Source organism: Oerskovia sp. 140933, assembly GCF_059651515.1.
On sequence record NZ_JAMXIO010000001.1, the window covers coordinates 22,889 to 44,955 of the forward strand.

At 72.3% G+C, this 22,067-nt stretch carries 21 protein-coding genes; 8 read left to right on the forward strand and 13 right to left on the reverse strand.

Features of this window, described 5'->3' with window-relative positions; all coding sequences use genetic code 11:
• Positions 1-157: 157 nt before the first annotated feature.
• The 6 genes from NHG27_RS00090 (at position 158) to NHG27_RS00115 (ending at position 4,668) form a co-directional block, all read left to right on the forward strand.
• Entirely contained in the window at positions 158-1,636 is a 1,479-nt protein-coding gene (locus NHG27_RS00090) for an NAD-dependent succinate-semialdehyde dehydrogenase (protein ID WP_497014344.1), read from the forward strand.
• 110 nt (positions 1,637-1,746) lie between these two features.
• Complete coding sequence (locus NHG27_RS00095; RefSeq protein ID WP_497014345.1) at positions 1,747-2,367, forward strand: TIGR00645 family protein; 621 nt, start codon at positions 1,747-1,749, stop codon at positions 2,365-2,367.
• A gap of 31 nt (positions 2,368-2,398) precedes the next feature.
• Positions 2,399-3,319 (forward strand): AzlC family ABC transporter permease, encoded by a 921-nt coding sequence (locus NHG27_RS00100; RefSeq protein WP_497014346.1) that lies wholly within the window; start codon positions 2,399-2,401, stop codon positions 3,317-3,319.
• Complete coding sequence (locus NHG27_RS00105; protein ID WP_056648748.1) at positions 3,319-3,639, forward strand: AzlD domain-containing protein; 321 nt, start codon at positions 3,319-3,321, stop codon at positions 3,637-3,639. The genes NHG27_RS00100 and NHG27_RS00105 overlap by 1 nt, the downstream gene beginning before the upstream one ends.
• A 95-nt stretch (positions 3,640-3,734) precedes the next feature.
• Entirely contained in the window at positions 3,735-4,244 is a 510-nt protein-coding gene (locus NHG27_RS00110) for a GNAT family N-acetyltransferase (protein WP_191803901.1), read from the forward strand.
• Positions 4,245-4,323: 79 nt separating this feature from the next.
• Entirely contained in the window at positions 4,324-4,668 is a 345-nt protein-coding gene (locus NHG27_RS00115) for an Imm10 family immunity protein (protein WP_497014347.1), read from the forward strand.
• A gap of 349 nt (positions 4,669-5,017) precedes the next feature.
• Here NHG27_RS00115 and NHG27_RS00120 read toward each other — a convergent pair whose 3' ends face one another.
• From NHG27_RS00120 to NHG27_RS00150, 7 genes are all read right to left on the reverse strand, one after another.
• A complete protein-coding gene (locus NHG27_RS00120; protein WP_497014348.1) occupies positions 5,018-5,482 on the reverse strand; it encodes a hypothetical protein in 465 nt (154 codons plus the stop codon).
• Positions 5,479-6,198 carry a 4-hydroxy-tetrahydrodipicolinate reductase gene (gene dapB / locus NHG27_RS00125; protein WP_497014476.1) on the reverse strand — a complete coding sequence of 240 codons (720 nt, stop codon included), beginning with the start codon at positions 6,196-6,198 and terminating at the stop codon, positions 5,479-5,481. The genes NHG27_RS00120 and dapB overlap by 4 nt, the downstream gene beginning before the upstream one ends.
• Before the next feature lie 182 nt (positions 6,199-6,380).
• A complete protein-coding gene (locus NHG27_RS00130; RefSeq protein WP_193718215.1) occupies positions 6,381-7,706 on the reverse strand; it encodes a M16 family metallopeptidase in 1,326 nt (441 codons plus the stop codon).
• Position 7,707: 1 nt separating this feature from the next.
• Positions 7,708-9,939, reverse strand: a complete 2,232-nt coding sequence (locus tag NHG27_RS00135; protein ID WP_193718214.1) for a polyribonucleotide nucleotidyltransferase — start codon at positions 9,937-9,939, stop codon at positions 7,708-7,710.
• A gap of 223 nt (positions 9,940-10,162) precedes the next feature.
• Positions 10,163-10,432, reverse strand: coding sequence for a 30S ribosomal protein S15 (gene rpsO, locus NHG27_RS00140; protein WP_030150575.1), 270 nt, complete (start codon positions 10,430-10,432; stop codon positions 10,163-10,165).
• Positions 10,433-10,630: 198 nt separating this feature from the next.
• Positions 10,631-11,260: a response regulator transcription factor gene (locus NHG27_RS00145; protein ID WP_497014349.1), complete on the reverse strand. Its 630-nt coding sequence runs from the start codon at positions 11,258-11,260 to the stop codon at positions 10,631-10,633.
• On the reverse strand, positions 11,257-12,612 hold the full coding sequence (locus tag NHG27_RS00150; RefSeq protein ID WP_497014350.1) for a sensor histidine kinase: 1,356 nt from the start codon (positions 12,610-12,612) through the stop codon (positions 11,257-11,259). Before NHG27_RS00150 ends, NHG27_RS00145 begins: the two co-directional genes overlap by 4 nt.
• 174 nt (positions 12,613-12,786) lie before the next feature.
• Here NHG27_RS00150 and NHG27_RS00155 point away from each other — a divergent pair, with 174 nt between their 5' ends.
• Both NHG27_RS00155 and NHG27_RS00160 read left to right on the forward strand, forming a co-directional pair.
• Positions 12,787-13,896, forward strand: a complete 1,110-nt coding sequence (locus NHG27_RS00155; protein ID WP_497014351.1) for an ABC transporter permease — start codon at positions 12,787-12,789, stop codon at positions 13,894-13,896.
• 83 nt (positions 13,897-13,979) lie between these two features.
• Positions 13,980-14,705 carry an ABC transporter ATP-binding protein gene (locus NHG27_RS00160; RefSeq protein ID WP_497014352.1) on the forward strand — a complete coding sequence of 242 codons (726 nt, stop codon included), beginning with the start codon at positions 13,980-13,982 and terminating at the stop codon, positions 14,703-14,705.
• A gap of 110 nt (positions 14,706-14,815) precedes the next feature.
• On the opposite strand, the gene NHG27_RS00165 is transcribed toward NHG27_RS00160, so the two are convergent.
• From NHG27_RS00165 to rbfA, 6 genes are all read right to left on the reverse strand, one after another.
• On the reverse strand, positions 14,816-15,238 hold the full coding sequence (locus NHG27_RS00165; RefSeq protein ID WP_497014353.1) for a hypothetical protein: 423 nt from the start codon (positions 15,236-15,238) through the stop codon (positions 14,816-14,818).
• A 1,507-nt stretch (positions 15,239-16,745) separates the two neighbouring features.
• Complete coding sequence (locus tag NHG27_RS00170; protein WP_497014354.1) at positions 16,746-18,464, reverse strand: DUF6297 family protein; 1,719 nt, start codon at positions 18,462-18,464, stop codon at positions 16,746-16,748.
• 10 nt (positions 18,465-18,474) lie between these two features.
• Positions 18,475-19,170, reverse strand: a complete 696-nt coding sequence (locus NHG27_RS00175) for an ABC transporter ATP-binding protein (protein ID WP_193718207.1) — start codon at positions 19,168-19,170, stop codon at positions 18,475-18,477.
• Between the two features lie 2 nt (positions 19,171-19,172).
• A complete protein-coding gene (locus NHG27_RS00180) occupies positions 19,173-20,225 on the reverse strand; it encodes a bifunctional riboflavin kinase/FAD synthetase (protein WP_497014355.1) in 1,053 nt (350 codons plus the stop codon).
• A 149-nt stretch (positions 20,226-20,374) separates the two neighbouring features.
• Positions 20,375-21,337, reverse strand: coding sequence for a tRNA pseudouridine(55) synthase TruB (gene truB, locus NHG27_RS00185; RefSeq protein WP_497014356.1), 963 nt, complete (start codon positions 21,335-21,337; stop codon positions 20,375-20,377).
• 177 nt (positions 21,338-21,514) lie between these two features.
• A complete protein-coding gene (gene rbfA / locus NHG27_RS00190) occupies positions 21,515-21,970 on the reverse strand; it encodes a 30S ribosome-binding factor RbfA (RefSeq protein ID WP_497014357.1) in 456 nt (151 codons plus the stop codon).
• Positions 21,971-22,067 lie beyond the last annotated feature (97 nt).

The following is a 22,067-nucleotide window of genomic DNA, read 5'->3' on the forward strand; positions in this document are numbered from 1 at the left end:
TCCACGCGTCCGCGAGCCCCGGTGCCGCGTCCGGGGTGGTTGGAGGCCGAGGTCACACCGGGAGCTGCTCCGGCGAGCCAGCGCTGTCAGCCGCCCGCGCGACCCGGGTCGGGCCGACGTCGATGCGAACCCGGGCCGCTCGCGTGATACTCGAAGCATGTCGCCTGCCACCAACGCCCTGTCCCCCGCCCTGGTCTCGCACCTGCCGACGGGGCTGCTGATCGGCGGCCACTGGGGTCCCGCCGAGGGCGGCCGCACGTTCGAGGTCGCCGACCCCGCGACCGAGGAGGTCCTGTTCGACGTCTCGGACGCGAGCCCCGCGGACGGTCTGCGCGCGCTCGAGGCCGCGCACGCCGCGGCCCCGGCCTGGCGGGCGACACCGCCGCGCGAACGTTCCGAGCTGCTGCGCGCGGTCTTCGCGACGCTCACGGCCCGCGCCGACGACATCGCGGCGCTCATCACCGCCGAGTGCGGCAAGCCCCTCGCCGAGGCCCGCGCAGAGGTGGTCTACGGCGCCGAGTTCCTGCGGTGGTACGCCGAGCAGGCGGTGCGCACCGACGGCCTGGTCCGCACCGCCCCGAGCGGGGCGAACAGGCAGCTCGTCTCACGTCGCCCGGTGGGCCCGGCGCTGCTCATCACGCCGTGGAACTTCCCCATCGCCATGGCGACGCGCAAGATCGGTCCGGCGCTCGCCGCGGGCTGCACGGTCGTGATCAAGCCCGCGCACCTGACGCCGCTCACGACGTCCCTGGTCGCGGAGATCATCCGCGGGCACCTCGAGGACCGCGGCCTGCCGACGGGTGCGGTCAACGTCGTCCCGACGTCGTCGGCCTCGGAGGTGACCACTCCGCTGCTCGCGGACCCCCGCCTGCGCAAGCTGTCCTTCACGGGGTCCACGGGCGTGGGCCGCACCCTCCTCAAGGGCGCGGCGGACCAGGTCCTGCGGACCTCGATGGAGCTCGGCGGCAACGCGCCGTTCCTCGTCTTCGCGGACGCCGACCTCGACGCCGCGGTCGAGGGCGCGCTGGTCGCCAAGCTCCGCAACACGGGCCAGAGCTGTGTGGCGGCCAACCGCTTCCTGGTGCACGACGCCGTCGCGCGCGACTTCGGTCAGCGCCTCGCCCGGGCCTTCGCGGAGCTGCGCGTGGGGCCGGGCAGCGAGGAGGGCGTGCAGGTGGGCCCGCTCATCGAGGCCAAGGCGGTCGACAAGGTCGACGAGCTGGTGTCGGTCGCGTCCGACGAGGGCGCACAGGTGCTCACGGGCGGGGACCGGCCCCGCTCACCCGGGTACTTCTACTCCCCCACGGTCCTGACCGGGGTCGACGCCGGCTCGCGTGCGGTGACCGAGGAGATCTTCGGCCCGGTCGCACCGATCGTCGCGTTCGCCGACGACGACGAGGGCATCGCGCTCGCGAACGACACCGAGTACGGCCTCGCGGCCTACGCGTACACGCGCGACCTGGCGCGCGCGATGCGCGTCGGGGAGGAGGTCGACGCCGGGATGATCGGCATCAACCGGGGGCTCGTGTCCGACGCGAGCGCACCGTTCGGCGGCATGAAGCAGTCCGGACTCGGCCGCGAGGGCGGCGAGGCCGGGCTCGAGGAGTACCTCGAGACCGTGTACGTCGCGCTCTGAGCCCCTCGTTCCCCGGTCATCGGGCGGGTGAGGAATTGGTACCGTAAAACGCGACAGACCGACCGGGCTCGCGCCCGGGCCGACCTCGCACCCCCACCGGAGTACCGCACGTGGCCTCGACCACCCCGAACCACCCCGCACTGACCGGCAAGCAGCACCCCGCCACCATCTCGCTCGGCTACTTCATCTTCGCGTCCCGCTGGCTCCAGGTCCCTCTGTACCTGGGTCTCATCGTCGCCCAGGTCGTCTACGTCTGGCAGTTCATGAAGGAGCTCTGGCACCTCACGGAGGGCGCCTTCTCCGGCCACGGCCTCACCGAGGCCGACACCATGCTCTACGTCCTGGGGCTCGTCGACGTCGTCATGATCTCCAACCTCCTCATCATGGTGATCGTCGGCGGCTACGAGACGTTCGTCTCACGCATCCACCTCGACGAGCACCCCGACCAGCCGGAGTGGTTGAGCCACGTCAACGCGAACGTGCTCAAGACCAAGCTCGCGATGTCGATCATCGGGATCTCGTCGATCCACCTGCTGCGCACGTTCATCGACAGCGCCCGTATCCCCGAGCAGCAGATGCTCTGGCAGGTCGTCATCCACCTCGCGTTCGTCGTGAGCGCCCTGGCGCTGGCGCTCATCGACCGGATGTCGCTCACGGCGCACCAGCGGGCTGCCAACGCGGTCTCAGCCGGCGAGGCCGAACCCGACCGCCAGCTCGCGCCCGCGCACTGACCCCGACCCGACCCCTGACCTGGAGCGGACGATGACGACCACCCCGGAGCCCTCCCCGGACGCTGCCTCGTCCGGCGACGGCTCCGGTCGGTCGTCGTGGGCTGCGCGCCCCGTCGGGGACGAGGACCGCCTCGAGGTTCGCGCCGCTGTCCGGCAGGCCGTGTCCGTCTCGATCGCCACCGGGCTCTACGGCGTCTCGTTCGGGGCGCTCGCGGTCGTCGCGGGGCTGAACCTCGCGCAGACCATGGTGCTCAGCCTGCTCCTGTTCTCGGGCGGCTCGCAGTTCGCGCTCATCGGCGTCGTCGCCTCGGGCGGCACGTCCGCAGCGGCGATCACGACGGCCGGGCTGCTCGGCCTGCGCAACACCCTCTACGGCGCCCAGCTCTCGCCGCTGCTCGCGCTCCACGGCTGGCGGCGCGTGCTCGCGGCCCACCTGACGATCGACGAGTCGACCGCGGTCGCCACGGCCCAGAAGAGCCGCGCCGCGTTCCGTGCAGGGTTCTGGTGGACAGGGATCGGCATCTTCGTCGTCTGGAACCTGCTCACGCTGATCGGGGCGCTCGCAGGCGACGCCATGGGCGACCCCAAGGCATGGGGCCTCGACGCCGCCGCCGGGGCCGCGTTCCTCGCGCTCGTGTGGCCGCGGCTCGCGAGCCGCGTCATGCAGCTCACCGCGGCCCTGGCCGTGGTCGTCGCGGTCGTGCTGCTCCCGTTCGTCCCGCCGGGCGTCCCCGTCCTGGCGGCGGGGGCCGTCGCGATCGTGGTCGGCCAGGTCGCCCGGCAGCCCAGGCAGCCCGTCACGGTCACGGAGTACGTGCCCGACGGCGCAGCGAGCGCCCCGCAGGACCGTGCCGGCGAGGCGTCGCCCGGCTCGCCCGACCCCGGTGATCCGGATGAGCCGGGCGGCCCAGGCGACCTGCCCGCAGCGACCGACCGTCCCGAGGAGCCCTGATGTCCGACGCCGCCCTGTGGGCCACCGTGGTCGCTGCGTCCCTCGTGTGCCTGGGCCTCAAGCTCGCCGGGCACCTCATCCCCGAGCACTGGCTCGCGTCCGACCGCGTCTCGCGCACCGCGGCACTGGTCACGGCGTCCCTGCTCGCAGCGCTCGTCGCGGTCCAGACCGTCGGGGACGGGCAGGGCATCGCGATCGACGCCCGGCTGCCGGCGCTCGGCGTCGCAGCCGTCGCGCTCGCGCTGCGTGCCCCGTTCCTGCTCGTCGTCGTGCTCGCGGCCGCGACCGCGGCGGGGCTGCGGGCTCTCGGGTTCCCCTGACGGCAAGGTCCTCGGTCGACGCGCCGGCGGCCCACCGGGGTGCCCGCCCGGCCGCTCGCGACGGCCGGGCACGCCGCTCCGGTAGGGTCTGGCGAATGGCTCTCTTCAGCGAGGCGGCAGACGTCTCGGTCCGACCGGCGGTCCCCGGCGACGAGGTCGCGGTCACCGCGATCCAGATCGAGTCCTGGAGGTCCGCGCACGGCGACGTGCTGGGCGCGGCGGTGATCGACGCGCTCGACGTCCCCCGGATGCAGGAGCAGTGGGCCGGGGCGGTCTCTTCCCCGCCCGGGCCGGGCTTCGCGGTGCTCGTGGCCCTCGCCGCGGACCGGATCGTCGGCTTCGCGGCCGTGTCCCCGGGCCAGCTCGTCGCGCTCGAGGTACAGCCGTCCCACCAGCGGTCCGGGCACGGGTCGCGGCTCCTGTCCGCAGCCGTCGACCGGTTGCGTCAGGACGGTTCGGAAGAGGTCGTGGCGTGGATCCTCGACGGCGACTCCGCGCGCGAGCAGTTCCTCGGAGGAGCGGGCCTGGGACCCGACCACCGCACCCGCACGCTGGCCACGGGGGTGCGCGACGTCGTCGAGCACCGGTGGAGCGCCTCGATCTGAGGAGCGCCTCGTGCTAGGGCGTGTCTCTCAGGTCAGGTGACCGCGCATCCATGGTCTCTCGGTGGGGCAGACTTCGGCTGTGATCACGGCGAGCTCTTCGCGCAGCATCGAGGACAGCTACGAGGCGATCGTGCTGCTGGACATCGAGTCGGGAGACACGATCGAGTTTCAACGCTCGTTGTCCCACAACCCGCAGGACGTGGCCCTTGGCCAGGACACCTACGCCATCGTGCGTGGTGGCGCCGCCGTGCGCTACGGCGGCCTCGTTCGGTTCACCATGCAGGACGACGTCCTCGCGCTCGAGTTGACACCTGACGCAGCAGCGGTGCTCGAACTGCCCAGACTGGTCGAGCTCGCCGTGGACGATGCAGCAGCCAGCATCATCGAGCAGCACCTGCCCCGGATCGTGGCGCCGACCGCATGATCGCTCAGCGGCTCAGCGGCTAGAGACACGCCTAGACGTAGCTCTGGATCTCGTCTCTCCGCGCTCGTGCCTCTCGGTGGCGTTGACGGCGCCGGAACTGCGCTCTGAATCGCCGTTGAGCGGTTTCGATGCGGTCTGCCGACGGATCTGCCGCCCGCTCGTAGTACTCGTTCTCTGCGTCGTCGCGCCCGCCGTCCGCTTGGACCAGGCGACCCAAGGAGACCTTGCTGGGTTCGCCTTTCGGGAGCGCCGCAACCCACGGCCCCTTGGCTGAATCGCTACCCACGTGTCCAGGGTGGGGCAGACTCCTAGCCCCTCTGCTGGGCGCTCGCCACTTGGGAGACACGCGCTAGCGGGACGCCTTGCGCTCGGCGCGGTACAGGCCCGCCGCCTTGCGCAGCATGGCGCGGGCACGCTTGCGGTCCCCCGACGCGTCGTACGCGAACGCCACGTGGTACCACGAGCGCCAGTCGTCGGGGTGCTCCTCGGCGCGGGCGCGGTGCTCCCCGAACGCGGCGTCCGCCGCGGCGCGGTCGATGCGTCCGCCCGGAGACCGCGGCAGGTCGTCGACGGGCAGCTCGTCGGCCGCGGCCAGCGTGTCGGCCATCTTCTGGACGGTGAACGCGAGCCGGAACTCCCAGGCGATCAGACCGATCACGAGCAGCGGGATGAGCAGGACGCCGATCCCGATCGCGATTCCGATGGGCTCGCCCGTGCCCACGAGCCCCCCGGCGCGGCCCAGGATCGCCCACACGTAGATCGCGAGCAGGGCCGTGACGACCACTGCCCCGATCAGGCCCTTGCGGTTCCTCACGAGAGGTCCAGGACGTTCTCGAGGCCCACGGTCAGGCCCGGGCGCGAGACGACCTCGCGGATGCCGAGCAGGACGCCGGGCATGAACGAGACGCGGTCGAACGAGTCCTGGCGGATGATCAGCTGCTCGCCCTCGTTGCCGAAGAGGATCTCCTCGTGCGCGACCAGACCGCGCAGGCGCACCGCGTGCACACGGACCCCGTCGACGTCGGCGCCGCGCGCCTCCCAGCCCGACTCGGTCGAGTCGGGGCTAGCACCGAGCCCGGCCTCCGCGCGCGAACGGGCGATCGCGTGGGCCGTGTGCGTGGCCGTGCCGCTGGGCGCGTCGACCTTGTTCGGGTGGTGGAGCTCGATGACCTCGGCCGACTCGAAGTAGCGCGCGGCCTTGGCCGCGAACGTCATGGCCAGGACGGCGGACAGGCCGAAGTTGGGGGCGATCAGCACCCCCACGCTCGTGCCCTCGGCCGCCTTGCGGCCCAGGTGTGCGACGAGGCGCCCGCGGCTCACGTCCGTCCAGCCCGTGGTGCCCACGACCGCGTGGACGCCGAGGTCGATCAGCGCGTGCACGTTGTCCTCGGTGACCGCAGGCACCGTGAAGTCGACCGCGACCTGGGCGCCCGCGGCGGCGACCTGCGCCAGGTCGTCCCCCGCGTCGATCCGAGCGACCAGCTCCATGTCCGGGGCGGCCTCGACCGCAGCGCACACCGTGGCGCCCATGCGCCCGGCGGCCCCCAGGACGGCGACCTTGATCGGTGTCGCGGCGGCGGGCTCGTGGGACGGCTGGGGGGCGTTCTGGGCAGGGGTCACGTCGTTCGAGGTCACCCGACAACCCTAGCCGCAACGCGAGGAGGGCCGGTGCGCGTGATGCGCACCGGCCCTCCTCGTTCACGCTGTGAGACTCAGTCCCCGAAAGGGCCCACGCGCACGGTCGAGCGCGGACGCGAGGCGAGCTCCTCCGCGAGCTTGCGCACGTCGTCGGACGTCACCGAACGGATCCGCTCGAGCGACTCCGCGACGCTCAGCAGCTCCCCGAACACGAGCTCGGACTTGCCCAGGCGGCTCATGCGCGAGCCCGAGTCCTCCAGGCCCAGCACCAGTCCGCCGGAGAGCTGACCGATGCTCCGGTCGAGCTCGGCCTGCGTGATGCCCGACTCGGCGAGCTTCTCGAGCTCGGACGTCATGAGCTCGGTGACCTGGTCGACCTTCGAGGGCGCGCAGCCCGCGTACAGGCCGAACGTCCCGATCCCGCCGTGGCCCGACGCGAACGAGTACGTCGAGTACGCCAGCCCGCGCTTCTCCCGGATCTCCTGGAAGAGCCGCGAGCTCATGCCACCGCCGAGGGCGGCGCTGAGCACCGAGAGCACGAACCGGCGGTCGTCCGTCGCGGACAGGCCCGTGCCACCGATGATGACGTTGGCCTGCTCGACGGTGCGGCGGATCGTGAGCTCGACGCCCTCGATCCCGACGCCCTGCACGTCCGCGCTGTCGCGGCGGGCGCGCGGGGTCCCCGCAGGGTCGAGGTCCCAGCCGCCGGTGGTGAGCGCGGTCGCGACCTGCTCGCACAGCGTGTCGTGGTCGACCCCACCGGCCGCGGCGACGACGAGCGTCTCCGGACGGTAGTGCCACTGGTAGTGCTCCCAGACGGCGCTGCGCGGCACGGCGTTGATGGTGTCGGGCGTGCCGCCGATCGGGCGCCCCAGGGGGTGCCCGGCCAGGACGGCCTGCGCGAACTCCTCGTGCACGACGTCCGACGGGTCGTCGTCGTTCATCGCGAGCTCTTCGAGGATCACGCCGCGCTCGGTCTCGAGCTCGTCCTCGTCGAGGCGCGCAGACGTCACCATGTCGGTGATGACGTCGACCGCCATGGGCAGGTCGGAGTCGAGCACGCGTGCGTAGTAGCAGGTGTGCTCCTTGCCGGTCGCGGCGTTGGCCTCACCGCCGACGGCGTCGAACGCCTCGGCGATGTCCATCGCGGACCGGCGGGCAGTTCCCTTGAAGAGCAGGTGCTCCAGGAAGTGCGTGGAGCCGAAGTGGCCGTCGGTCTCGTCGCGCGAGCCGACGCCGACCCACGCTCCGACGGTCGCCGAGCGCAGGCCCGGCATCGACTCGGTGAGGACCCGAACCCCGCCGGGCAGGACGGAGCGACGGATCGTCGCACCGTCCTGCCCGGCGGTCAGCTCACCCTCGGGCGAACCCGAGGGGACGAGCGGAAGGTTCCAGGGCACGTCAGGCGTCGTCCCCGGCAGGTGCCTCGGCATCCGCGGGGGCGTCGTCCGAGCCCTCGACGACCGCGTGCAGCGACAGCTTGCCGCGCGGGTCGATCTCGCCGATCTCGACCTGGACCTTCTGGCCGATCGACAGGACGTCCTCGACGTTCTCGACACGCTTGCCACCGACGAGCTTGCGGATCTGGCTGATGTGCAGCAGACCGTCCTTGCCCGGGGACAGCGAGACGAAGGCGCCGAACGACGTGGTCTTGACGACCGTGCCGACGAAGCGCTCGCCGATCTCGGGGACGTGCGGGTTGGCGATCGCGTTGATCGCCGCGCGGGCGGCCTCTGCGGAGGGGCCGTCGGTGGCACCGATGTACACGGTGCCGTCGTCCTCGATGGAGATGTCCGCGCCCGTCTCCTCCTGGATCTGGTTGATCATCTTGCCCTTGGGGCCGATGACCTCGCCGATCTTGTCCACGGGGACCTTGACGGCGATGACGCGAGGAGCGTTGGGGCTCATCTCGTCGGGCACGTCGATGGCCTCGTTGAGGACGTCGAGGATGGTCAGGCGCGCGTCGCGGGCCTGGGTCAGCGCACCGGCCAGGACCGACGCGGGGATGCCGTCGAGCTTGGTGTCGAGCTGGATGGCCGTGATGAACTCGCGCGTACCGGCGACCTTGAAGTCCATGTCGCCGAACGCGTCCTCGGCACCCAGGATGTCGGTCAGCGCTGCGTAGCGCGTCTCACCATCGACGGTGTCGGAGACGAGGCCCATCGCGATGCCCGCGACCGCTGCGCGCAGCGGCACACCGGCGTTGAGGAGCGAGAGCGTCGAGGCGCACACGGAGCCCATCGAGGTCGAGCCGTTGGACCCGAGGGCCTCGGAGACCTGACGGATCGCGTAGGGGAACTCCTCGCGGCTCGGCAGCACCGGCACGATCGCGCGCTCGGCGAGGGCGCCGTGCCCGATCTCGCGACGCTTGGGGCTGCCCACGCGGCCGGTCTCGCCGGTCGAGTAGGGCGGGAAGTTGTAGTTGTGCATGTAGCGCTTGCGCGTCTCCGGGGAGAGCGTGTCGAGCTGCTGCTCCATGCGGAGCATGTTGAGCGTGGTGACACCCAGGATCTGGGTCTCGCCGCGCTCGAAGATCGCCGAGCCGTGGACGCGGGGCAGGACCTCGACCTCGGCCGACAGGGTGCGGATGTCCGCGAGCCCGCGGCCGTCGATGCGGAAGCCGTCCGTGAGGATGCGCGCACGGATGAGCTTCTTCTGCACCGAGCGGTACGCGGCGGAGATCTCCTTCTCGCGGCCCGCGAAGTCCTCGGCGAGCTCGGCCTGGATCTCGGCCTTGATCTCGTCGAGACGGTTCTCGCGGTCCTGCTTGTCGGCGATGCTCAGGGCCTCGCCCAGGCGGGCCGTCGCTGCGGCCTCGACCGCGGCGTAGACGTCGTCCTGGTAGTCCGGGAACGTCGGGAAGTCCTGCACGGGCTTGGCGGCCTTGGCCGCGAGCTCCTGCTGGGCCTCGACGAGCACGCGGATGAAGGGCTTGGCGGCCTCGAGGCCCTCGGCGACGACCTCTTCGGTCGGGGCGCCGACGCCCTCGTTCTTGATGAGGTTCCAGGAACCCTCGGTGGCCTCTGCCTCGACCATGGTGATCGCGACGTCGTCACCCACGACACGCCCCGCCACGACCATGTCGAAGACGGCGCGCTCCTTGTCGGAGTACTTGGGGAACGCGACCCACTGGCCGTCGATCAGTGCGACGCGGACGGCGCCGATCGGGCCGGAGAACGGCAGGCCGGACAGCTGCGTCGAGATCGACGCGGCGTTGATGGCCAGGGTGTCGTACGCGTCGTCCGGGTGGATCGCGAGCACGGTGATGACGACCTGGACCTCGTTGCGCAGGCCCTTGACGAACAGGGGGCGCAGCGGGCGGTCGATCAGACGGCAGGCCAGGATCGCCTCGGTCGAGGGGCGGCCCTCACGACGGAAGAACGAACCGGGGATCTTGCCGGCGGCGTACTGCCGCTCCTCGACGTCCACCGTCAGGGGGAAGAAGTCGAAGTGGTCCTTGGGGTGCTTGCCGGCCGTCGTGGTCGACAGCAGCATGGTCTCGCCGTCCAGGTAGGCGGCGGCTGCGCCACCGGCCTGACGTGCGAGGCGTCCGGTCTCGAACCGGACGGTACGGGTTCCGAAGCGACCGTTGTCGATCGTTGCTTCGGTGAATTCGATCTCGGGACCCTCCACGGGTGCCCTCCTCACTCTCGAAGTGCCGCCTTCGGTGCCTGTCGAGGGTGCATCCACTCGACGCTCGGCGGTCTTCGATCGAGGCCCACGGTCTTCCCGCTCGAGGCGGGTTCCGGGAGCCACTACCGAGGACCGAACGAAAGGCTGGCGGCGTGGGTTTCTTACGGGTACTTCACACCGGACCAGCCCGGTCCCGTCCGGGACCGGGCTGAGTCAGGGGGTGTCAGCGACGCAGGCCGAGGCGCTCGATGAGGCTGCGGTAGCGGTTGATGTCGACCTTCTGCAGGTAGCCGAGGAGACGGCGACGCTGGCCGACGAGGAGCAGCAGGCCACGACGGCTGTGGTGGTCGTGCTTGTGCTCCTTGAGGTGCTCGGTGAGGTCCTTGATGCGCTGCGTCAGCATCGCGATCTGGACCTCGGGCGAACCGGTGTCGCCCTCGCTCGTGGCGTACTCGGTCATGATGCGCTGCTTGGTGGCAGTGTCGAGGGGCACGGCTCTCCTTGTGGTGTTCGTTGCGCGGCGCTCCAGGGCTTCATCCCTGGGCTCTTCGGCAGGCTTGACCAGCCTCCGCGGCCGTTCTGACGGCGCCCATAGTCTAGCAGGGTTGCCCGGACCCCCGGCCTGACCTCGCGGGACGGCGAGCCCGGTCCCCTCGACGAGCGTACGACGACGCTGCCTGGGCGTGCGACCTCACTCCCCCAGCAGCCCCTGCCGCCTGGCCTCGGCGACCGCGGCCGTGCGCGAGTCCACGCCGAGCTTCTCGTACACGTGGACCAGGTGCGACTTCACGGTCGCCTTCGACAGGAACAGCCGGCGCGCGACGTCGTCGTTCGAGCAGCCCTGCGCCACGAGCCCCAGGACCTCGAGCTCGCGCAGCGTGAGCGAGACGCCCGGTGCCCGCATGCGGCCGAGCAGGCGCCGCTGGACGCTGGGCCCGAGCGCGACCTGCCCGCCCGCCGCGGCGCGGATCGCGGCGGTCAGCTCGTCGGTCGGGGCGTCCTTGAGCAGGTAGCCCGTCGCGCCGGCCTCGATCGCGGCGAGGATCTCCTGGTCGGAGTCGTAGGTCGTGAGGATCAGGACGGGCGGCCCGCCCAGGCGCACGACCTCGCGCGCGGCCTCGGCGCCGCCCATGCGGCCCTCGCCGAAGCGCAGGTCGAGCAGCACGACGTCGGCCTCGAGCCCGGCCCCGACCCGGCGCACGAGCTCCTCGGCCGTGGCCAGCTCGTCGACGACCTCCATGTCGTCCTCGGCGTCGACGACGGCACGCAGCCCCGCACGGACCACGGGGTGGTCGTCGGTCAGCACGACGCGGATGGTCACCAGGCCTCCTGGGGGTCGAGCGGGAGATGGACCGCGAGGGCGGTCCCCTCACCCGGCGAGGACTCGATCGAGAACGTCCCCCCGAGCTCGGCGACGCGCGAGCGCATCGCGGTGAGACCGAAGCCGCGGCGCTCGCCGCGCGCGGGGACGTCCGTCCCCCCGGGGCCGTCCTGCGGCCCGACGGCGGAGCCGCCGTCGGCGGCCGGGTGCGGTGCGGGGAGCGCGAGCGGGTCGAACCCTCGCCCGTCGTCCACGACGTCGAGCGCGACGGCGTCCCCGAGGAAGCTGAGCGTGACGGCGGCGCGCGAGGCTCCCGCGTGCTGCACGACGTTGGCGAGCGCCGACTGCGCGATCCGCAGCAGTGCGGTCTCCACCGGCACGGGCAGCGGACGGGGCTGCCCGGAGACGTCGACCGTCACGCGCAGGTCGTCGGCGGCGGCCAGGGCCGTGCGCTCGGCGACGCGTTCGAGCGCGCCGACGAGCGTGGCCGACTCCAGGTCGGCCGGTGCCAGGTCGCGGACGAAGCGCCGCGCCTCGGCGAGGTTCTGCTGCGCGGCGAGCCGCGACCGGGTGACGTAGGCGCGCGCGGTGCGTGCCGCCGTCGGGCCGGGGGCGCCCTCGGCGAACGCGCCCGGTGCCTCGACCTCCTCGAGCGCGGTGTCCGCCGCTCGCAGCAGCAGCTCGATCGACGAGAAGCCCTGCGCGAGCGTGTCGTGGATCTCGCGCGCGAGGCGCTCGCGCTCGGTCGCGACCGCGGCCTCGCGCTCGGAGGCCGCGAGGTCTGCGCGCGTGCGGACCAGGTCGTCGATGAGCTCCTGGCGCCCCTGCGACTCGCGCACGATCGTCTCGAACCCCAGGACGACGGCGATCGCGACGAGGCCGCCGAACGTCGGGCCGAGGATCGAGCCCACGAGCTGCTGCCCGCCCAGGATCGCGCCGCCGATCGCGCACGCGGTCGTCGCGGCCACGGCCACGGTCCCCCGGCGCGGCCCGAGCACGTGCATCTCGAGGAACATGAGCGGGAACGCGATCCACAGCGCGACCGGCGTCAGGAGGAGAAGGAGCGCCCACCCCACGACGAGGGCCGCGACCCACGCCCCCACGGGCCACCAGGCGCCGCGCGGGGCGTCGACCGCGGTGTCGCGCACGTTGATCCGCGAGCGCCCCACGCCGTAGACGGCCAGGAGCACCAGGCCGCACGCGAGCGCGCCCCACGCCCCGGCGTCCAGTCCCCCGGTGCTCAGGGCCTCGGCCCAGCGGGAGCCGACGGCGAGGCCCACGAGGGCCACCAGGAGCACGTCGAGCGCGATCTGGAGCCCGAGGGCTGCGGAGATCACGGCGCGAGGCTTCACATCGCCACCCTAGCCACGCGGCGGGCGCGACGTGCCGCGGGCGATCCATCGAAAGGTTGATCCTAGGCCCCGCCTCCCGGCCCGGCAGGAGCATCCATGGGCCCGATCCGCGCAGCGCGCTCTGGCGGGAGGCTGGACGCAGAACGATTCCACGCCAACCACCGGAGGCTCTTGATGTTCGTCGCGCTGCGCGACCTGCGCTTCGCCCGGGGACGCTTCGTCCTCATGTCCACCGTCATCGTCCTCATCACGTTCCTCGTCGGGTTCCTCGCGTCGCTGACCGCGGGCCTGGCCCGCGCGAGCACGTCGGGCGTCACCGACCTCCCGGTCGACAGCCTCGCGTTCACCGTGACCGGTGACGCCAAGCCGTCGTTCACCGAGTCCCAGGTCGACGCCACGCAGTGGGACGCGTTCGCCGCGGTCGACGGCGTCGACGCGGCCGAGCCCCTGGGCATCGCCACGACGCGCGCGTCGGTCACCGCGGGTGCGGACGGCGAGGCCGGCACCACCGCGGCCGTCACCGCGTTCGGCTCGCGCACGGGCTCAGGGCTCGTGCCAGACGACGCCGAGGCCGCCCCCGGGACCGTGCTGCTGTCGAGCGGCGCGGCCGACGACCTGGGCGCGCAGGAGGGCGACGAGGTCGCGCTGGGCTCCCTGACCCTGACCGTCGCGGGCGTGCTCGACGCCCAGGCCGACTTCTCGCACACGCCGGTCGTCTGGATGGACCTGTCGGACTGGCAGACCGTCGGCGCACGAGGCGGCGGAGCGTCCGGTGACGAGGTCGCGACCGTCGTCGCGATCACCGGGGACCCGAGCGACTCCGCGCTCGCCGCGGCGGCGGACGAGACCGGCACCGCGACCCTCACGCCCATGGGGGCGCGCGCCGCCGTCAGCTCGTTCTCGGCCGAGAACATGTCGCTCACCATGATGCAGGGCTTCCTGCTCGCGATCTCGGCCCTCGTCGTGGGCGCGTTCTTCACGGTCTGGACCATCAACCGGGCCGGCGACATCGCGGTGCTCAAGGCGCTCGGCGCCTCGACCTCCTACCTGCTGCGCGACGCGATCGGCCAGGCGCTCGTCCTGCTCGTGCTCGGCGTCGGTGTCGGGACCGCGCTCGCCGCCGGGGCCGGGGCGCTCGCCGCCCAGGTCATGCCCGTCGTCGTCTCCCCCGCCACGACGCTCCTGCCCGCGCTCATCCTCGTGGTCCTCGGGACGGTCGGCGCCGTCGCGGCGATCATCCGGATCACGCGCATCGACCCGCACGCGGCGCTCGCGGCCCGCTGAGGCGCTCCCCGCTCCTGGCCGTTGCGTCGCGCCGACCGGTCGCGGCCCACGCCCCCATCGCTCTCACTCCTGAAAGGCACACCATGGACCTCACCCTCGACCACGTCACGCTCGTCTACCCCGACGGCGAGTCGACCGTCACCGCTGTGGACGACGTCTCCCTGACCGTCCCCGCCGGGACCACGACCGCGGTGCTCGGCCCGTCGGGCTCGGGCAAGTCCTCGCTCCTCGCGGTCGCGGCGACCCTCACGACCCCGACGTCCGGAGAGGTGCGTATCGGCGACGACGTCGTCAACGCCCCCGCCGACGGCGGTCCGACGGCAGGTTCGGCCGTGTCCGCGGACGCGGCGCGCCTGCGGCGCGACCGGATCGGGATCGTGTTCCAGCAGCCGCAGCTCATCGCGTCGCTCACGGCGCTCGAGAACCTCGAGCTCATGAGCCACCTGCGCGGCGAGCGGCCCTCGACGCACCGCGACCGGGCGCTCGAGCTGCTCGACGCCGTCGGGCTCCGCGACGTGGCCGCCAAGCGGCCCGGCCAGCTCTCGGGCGGTCAGCGTCAGCGCGTCGCGATCGCCCGGGCCCTCATGAACCACCCCGAGGTCCTGCTCGTCGACGAGCCCACGTCGGCACTCGACCACGCGCGCGGCGTCCAGATCATCGAGCTCGTCACGCGCCTGACCCGCGAGACCGGCGCCGCGACCATCGTCGTGACCCACGACGAGGCGACCCTCGACTCGGTCGACGCACGCGTGCACCTGGCGGACGGGCGGCTCGTGGGGGCGGGCGAGGCTGCGGTGGCGCGGGCCTGAGGAGGGCAGCCCCGCGCCGCACGATCGTTGGGCGTGCAGCCGGAACACGAAACAAGGGTGCAGAGCGAGGCCCCTGCCGCCCGCGTTCCGTCAACCCGTTGCGCGCGCCCCTAGGCGATCCTGCTGATTGCCGGCTCCTTGACCCTGCCGAGTTCCCTCACTGCCAGGTCACGCCCGAGCAGGAACTCGAACCCCCAGACGAACGGGCTGAGAACCGCCATGGCTGCGTAGCTCAGCTGCGCGCCGACGAGCGTGACGAGAGCCAAGGAAGAGAGCAACGCCAACACATACAGACCGACTCTCCGACCCTTGCTTTCCGCTCCGAGCTTCGGCCAGCGCAAGACCGCGAGCCTGAGTGATGCCACCCCCACCGGAGCACCTCCCCACAGTCCCATCGCGGCAACCCCCCACTCGCCGCTCGCGAACCCTATGGTCACCATCGTCAACGAGAGCACAAAGTTACCCACTATGGCGACCTTGCGAGTCTTCTCCGCCTGACGAATGGCTCTCTGCCCTAGCTCGTCGATATTCACCGCTCGATACCGCGCAACCTCATCGTCCCCTCACCTGATGCCACCGTCCGGTCTCTGCTGCCCAGAGATCGAGTCCACGTCAGCCACGATCACCTGGATGAACCCGGTACCCGTCACGCCGCATCCGGGACGTCGACTCGGATCGTGCTGTCGAGCCTGCCCGGCAAGACGGATGCCCGGCGGTCTCAACCCACCGACGCACCACGCGTGCACGCGGAACTCTACTCAGTTCGCGTCGACGCTCGCGGCTCTTCTAGATGCCGGTCGGATGGCACTCGAGGTCGTCTGCAGCGATCTCGATCTCGGTACCGACGGCGCTGACCGGTCGTCCGGCCGGCGGGAGCGCCCGTCGCACCCCGATCGCGTTCTACCCGCCCGAAGGAGTCGCTGCCGCGGATCTCTCAGGAAGTGCTCTGCCGCGCGAGCAACGCCGTCCGTGGGGTGAACGATCCGTACCGTGTGATGGCGTCCTGGACCGACAACACTGGCAAGGCCATGGCGCTCCGCTGGGGCAGCTCCACGTGGGGCTGGTACAGGCAGGTCAATCACGATCCACGCCTCCAGCATTAGAGGCCAGTTCTCTCCCCAGGAGAAACTCCATCCCCCACACGCAAACACCAAGAGCCGCCGCGAAGAGATGCCCCCAGATCATCCCACCAGCGGTAGCAAGGATCAGCGAACCACAAAGGAGTGCTCCATAGCGGAGGCGCGCGACTCCCCTACCCCCGCTCTCCCCCCGCAGCTTTGGCCAGCGTCGAACCGCGCCATGGAAAGTCACGAGCCCTCCCGGCACTCCGCCCCACAGGGCGAGAACAACAACTCCCCACTCTCCAGAGAGGGCCCCCATTGCGGCCACAATAATCGACATCGCAAACGCGACTACAGCACCGACCCTGCGCGTCCTTGCCGCACGCAAGTGCGCCACAGCGTAGTGATCACGGCCCCTCATCTAACCACCTTCCAATATTCCCTGTGTGCTATTTGGCCATCGTTACAGCTCTATCCAGAACCCACCCCATTGCCAATCGCCCACCCCGAAACTTCGATCATTGCATAATTCGGATATGGCAGTCCCGAGCCAACTGACCGAAGCGACGTCGTTGCGTCGGCACCGACTCCAAGGGTTGCGATCCCTACTCCGCCAGCACCATAGGAGGCCCACGTCGTCTGTTCATTTCCTAGCCTTCCGTTTGCATAGCCATCTACGAACGAGAGGCCGCTCGAGGTCAATTCGGTCGAAGTTGCCACCGCCGGTCATCGACGCCGAGTCCTGAAGCGCGCCCCATGAACCTATATGCGAGAAGGACGACGAGACCACTGGCCGCCGCTCCGTAAGCCACGCACCCATCATCGATGACCGGCACAGACCGAAACCCACACCCCCTGCGGGCGGGCCCAAGCCGGCTCTCAGCGAAGATCCAGTCAGCGGTGGTGGCAGGACACGAGAACCAACCAGGACTCTTCTGCAATTCCCCGGCAAGCGCGCCTGGCGCGCATCCGGGCGCGCTCAGCCGAGCAGCGGCTTGGCCCCCGTGGCCCGCACGTGCGAGGCCACGGCGAGCGCGATCCAGACCGTGATCCCCTGGAACACGATGAGCGCCGGCGTGGGCGCGCCCACGAGGAGACAGATGCCCAGCGGGATGGCGCCGAGCACAGCGACGTCGGGCCCCTGCGAGACCATCGACATGGCTCCGGTCGGCAGCGCGCCGGCGGGGGTCGCCATGAGCGGGCCGGACCAGTTGGGCGGCTTGCGGTAGGCGGAGCGGACCGCTGCGGCCCCCATGCCCACCGCGACGACCGCGATGAGCGCCACCCACAGCGGGTCGCCCGTGCTCAGCACGAGCGGGACGATCCCGACGACGAGGGCGAGGAGCGCGGTCAGCGCGGGCACGACCGTGCGCGCCAGCCGGGCGTCGCGCGCGGAGAGCGGCATCATCGCGTCGAGCGCGGGCACCATCTCGGCGGTGCGCGCGCCCTCCGCGCCGAGCTGGGCGCCGCGGAAGCCCGCGACGACGAGCAGCACGAACAGCCCGAACCCGCCCTCGAACGCAGGCACCTGCTGGGCGACGATCACCAGCGCGGTCAGGCCCACGAGCTGTGCGAGCGCCGAGGGGCTGCGGCGCAGGAGCGTGAGGTCTGCCGCGACGAGCGCGGTGACCGGCCCGCGCACGGTCGCGAAGCGTGCGAGCGTGCGGTTCCTGCCGCCGCGCGTCGACCCCGCCCGGCTCAGCGCCCGACCGAACTCGCGCGTGTCGAGCGACAGGATCGCGCCGCCCGCCTGGTCGGCGACCGCACTCTGCGCACGCAGGACCTGGGCCCCCAGCGCCTCGAGACGCCGCCACCACACGACCGCGAGGGCCAGGGCGCCGACGCCGAGCGCCCCGATCGCCCACGCCGGGACGGACAGCTCGCGCAGGTCGGACCAGCCCGCGGCGACGAGCACGACGCCGGCGACCGGGACCGCAGCGATCAGGACGTCGCTCGCCCGGGCGACCGCAGCCGCGACCCGGGTCCGGGGCTGGATGAGCCCGGCGACACCCACGAGCAGCAGGCCCGCTGCGGCGCCGAGGGCCGCGCTGCGACCGGCCACCCCGGGATCACCGCCCGACGCGAGCGCGATCATCGCGAACCCGCCTGCTCCGAGAAGGACCGCCACCGCGACCCCGCGCCAGTAGGACGGGGTCAGCAGCCCTCGACGGTCGACGGGCATCGGGACCCACCACCGCACCCCCGCGCTCCCCGTCCCCAGGGGGCCGAGGCGCACGGCCATGCCGGTCATGAGGGCCAGGAGCGCGACCGAGGCGAGGGCCTGGATCGTGGCCGGGGTCAGCACCGGGGGCCGACCGCCCGCGGGCTCGACGAAGAGCGTCTCGCGCAGCACGTTCGCGGCCCCCACGACGAACAACGCCGAGATCGCGACCGACACCACGACGTACGCGACGTCGCCGAACAGCTCGCCCGGACCGGCGTCTGCACGCGACGCCGTGACGCGCGCGGTCAGGCGCCGGATCTCCCGGCCGGAGAACTCCTCGTCGGGGTCGGTCGTCAGGAGCGGCAGGGGCGCCCGGGGCGGGGTAGGCGGCGCGGGCTCGGGCGACGTGCCTCCCGAGGGCTCGCCCGGGGCAGCGCCGTGCGCACCGTCGTGCGACGCGGGCTTCGCGTCCCGGTGGCCCGACGTCGGCTTCCCGCTCGGGTGCTTCCTGCCCTTGCCGCGCGCCGCGTTCATCGCCGGATCCTCAACGGACCTGGGCGAGCGCTTCGAGCGCCGCCTGGTGCCCCAGGCGCACACACTCGTCGTCGCCGACCAGGAGCCCGCGGGCTCCGGTGCGCTCGACCAGGTCGGGGTCGTGCGTCGCGAAGACCACCGCGGCCCCGCGACCGGCCTCCTCGACGAGGATGCGGGCCAGGTCGGCGCGCATGCCGGGGTCGAGCCGCTGCTCGGGCTCGTCGAGGACCAGGACTTCGCGCGGGCGGGCGAACCCGGCTGCGAGCAGGAGGCGTCGACGCTGCCCCGAGGACAGCTCGGTCGGCATGGCGCCCGACTGCTCGCCGAGACCGAAGCGGTCGAGCAGCTCGTCGACGACCTCGCCCGCACCCGCCACCCCGTGGCCGCGCGCGGTCAGGACCAGGTGCTCGCGCGCCGTGAGTCCCGGGAAGTAGGCGTCGTCGTCGAGGATCCCGACGACCTTTGCGCGGAAGTCGCGCTCGCGCTCGTCCACGTCCCGGCCGAACGCCAGCACCTTGCCCGAGAGCGGCGCCAGCACCCCCAGGAGCGCGCGCAGGAGCGTCGACTTGCCGCTGCCGTTGGGCCCGATGATCGCCCACAGCTCGCCCGGGCGGACCGCCAGGTCGACGGGCGCGCACACGGGCGCCTCGGCGTACCCGACGCGCAAGGCTCGGGTCTCCAGGACGGGCTGCCTCTTGACCGACACGACTACTCCCCCGCGTCCGACGAGGACCCAGCAGCACCGCTCCCGGGGTCGGACGCCCCCGGGCCCACGCCCGGCGCGAGGATCGTACGTGCGCGCGCCACGTCGTCGTGCATGGTCTTCACGAGCGCGTCGATGCCGTCGAAGCGCAGCGTGGGGCGCAGGTGCTCGACGAACTCCAGGACGACCTCCTCGTCGTACAGGTCGAGGTCGGTGCGGTCCAGGACGTAGGCCTCGACGCGGCGCTCGACGCCGTCGAACGTCGGGTTGGTCCCGATCGAGATGGCCGCAGGCAGGACGCCGTCGCAGTTGCCCGGGTCCGCCGCGAGGAGCTGCGGACGACGCAGCCAGCCCGCGTACACGCCGTCGGCCGGGATCATGCCCGTGATGTCGCCCAGGTTGGCCGTGGGGAACCCGAGCTCGCGCCCGCGTGCGTCGCCGTGGATCACGACGCCGCGCACGCGGTGGTGCCGGCCGAGCAGCGCGGCGGCCTCGCGGACCTTGCCGTCCTCGAGCAGGCCGCGGATCTCGGTCGATGACCAGCGCCCGCTGGGCACCGCCGGCTCCCCGTCGCCCGACGTGACCGTCCCGACGTCGTCGATCGCCCGAACCGCGAAGCCGTACGTGCCGCCGAGCTCGACCATGGTCGCCAGGTTGCCCGAGTTGTCGCGCCCGAACCGCACGTCGTGGCCCACGACGACGGTCTGCGCGCCGAGCCCGTCGACGAGGTAGGTCCGCACGAACTCCTCGGGCGTCTGCCGTGCGAAGTCGAGCGTGTACTCGACGAGCAGCACGGCGTCGAGGCCCGTGCCCTCCAGCAGCTCCATGCGGTCCGCGATCCCGGTCAGGAGCTCGGGCGCCTGCTCGGGCCGGTGGACCATCGCGGGGTGCGGGTGGAACGTGACCGCGACGGCCTGCGAACCCGACTCGCGGGCGAGCGACACGATGCGGCCGAGCACCTCGGCATGGCCGCGGTGGACGCCGTCGAAGTTGCCGATCGTCACGACCGACGGTCCGAATCCCGGCGGAACCTGGTCCAGGTCCGTCCACAGGTGCACGCGTACTCCTCGAGATGTGTGTGAGGCGGGCCCGCTCACCAGGCCCGACGACGGCGCGCACCCACGGCGCGCCTGGTCAAGGTTGCCACGTCTCGCCCGGGTGTTCCCCATCGAACCGGGGGGCGGTCACCCGTCGGACGGGCTCGGGCTCACGCCGGGGCGAACACGATCACGGGTCTGGCCTTGTGCTTGCCCTCGCGCACGACGTTCTCGAGCAGCGCGACGAGGGACCCGTCGTCGCCGATCGCGGCCGTCGTCGCGTCCTGCGGCGACGGGTCGACCCACTTGCCGTACGACAGCGCGTCGCGCTCCTCGGCGGTCAGGTCGCGCACCGGGAACGTGGCGCGGGCGGCGTCCGCGAGCGGGAGCGTCGCGAGCACGCCGTCACGCTCGACCTGCGCCTCGAGCTCCTCGAGCGTCGCGGCGCCGTCGATCCCGTACCCGCCCACGCGCGTGCGGCGCAGGGCCGTGAGGTGTCCCCCGACGCCGAGGTCCTCGCCCAGGTCGCGCGCGAGGGCACGGATGTACGTGCCCGACGAGCACACGACCGTGACGTCGACGTCGAGCGCGGGAGCGTCGTCGGGCCCGGCCGCAGGGACGGGCCGCACGTCGTGGACGTCGAAGCGCGAGATCGTCACGGGGCGTGCCTTGAGCTCGACCTGCTCCCCCGAGCGGACGAGCGCGTACGCGCGCTTGCCGTCGACCTTGATCGCGGACACCGAGCTCGGCACCTGCTCGATGGGTCCGGTCAGCAGCGCGACTCCCGCGTCGATCGCCTCGCGCGTCACGGCCGAGGCGTCCGCGCGCGAGGTGGTCTCGCCCTCGGCGTCGTCCGTGGTCGTGGCCGCGCCCAGCCGGATGGTCGCGGTGTACTCCTTGTCCGCGCCCACCACGTAGGTGAGCAGCTTGGTGGCGCGCCCGATCCCCAGGACCAGGACACCCGTCGCCATGGGGTCGAGCGTGCCGGCGTGGCCCACCTTGCGGGTCCCGGCGAGGCGCCGCAGGCGGCTCACCACGTCGTGGCTCGTGAGGCCCTGAGGCTTGTCGACGATCACGAGGCCGTCGGGGGCGGTGGGTCGGCGCTCGCGCACCGGCTTCTGGTCGTGCGTCATCGGGGTCCTCGGGGGTCGGGCGCTGCGTCCGGCGTTGTCTGCCGGGCACGCGGCGTGCTCGGGTCGGACGGGGCGCCCGCCCCGGCCCCCCCCGGTCCCCGAGCGGGGACCGGCCGTTGCGCGGTTCTCGTCGTGCGGCACCTGCCCGATCGCTCGTGGCGCGGTGCACCGCCGACGTCAGGCGGGTGCGACCTCGTCGGAGTCCGTGTCGTCGGCCGCGGGCTTCTTGTACGGGTCGGCGTCGCCGGCGTACGTGGCCTTCTCGCGCAGCGCGGCGAGCTCGGCGTCGCGACGCGCGGCCTCGTGGAGGGCGACGTCGAGGTGCGCCGCGGTCTCCGGCACGGAGTCCAGGTGGAAGTCGATCGTCGGCGTGAGGCGGATACCGGTCTGCTTCCCGACCTCCGACCGGATGATCCCCTTAGCGCTCTCGAGCGCCGCGGCGGTCCCGGCCCGCTCCTCGTCGTCGCCGTAGACCGTGTAGAACACCGAGGCGCTCTGCAGGTCACCGGTGACGCGCACGTCGGTGATGGTCACGAACCCGAGCCGGGGGTCCTTGATCCGGGTGTCGAGCATCTGGGCCACGATGACCTTGATGCGGTCAGCGAGCTTCCGAGCCCTGGGCTTGTCGACCATGGTCCAGTCCTTTCATCAGGGTGAGCCCCCGGGGTGTCAGCCCCGGCGGGCCCCTTCGGGCGACGTGCACCGACGAACAGCTCCGCCGACGCCCGAC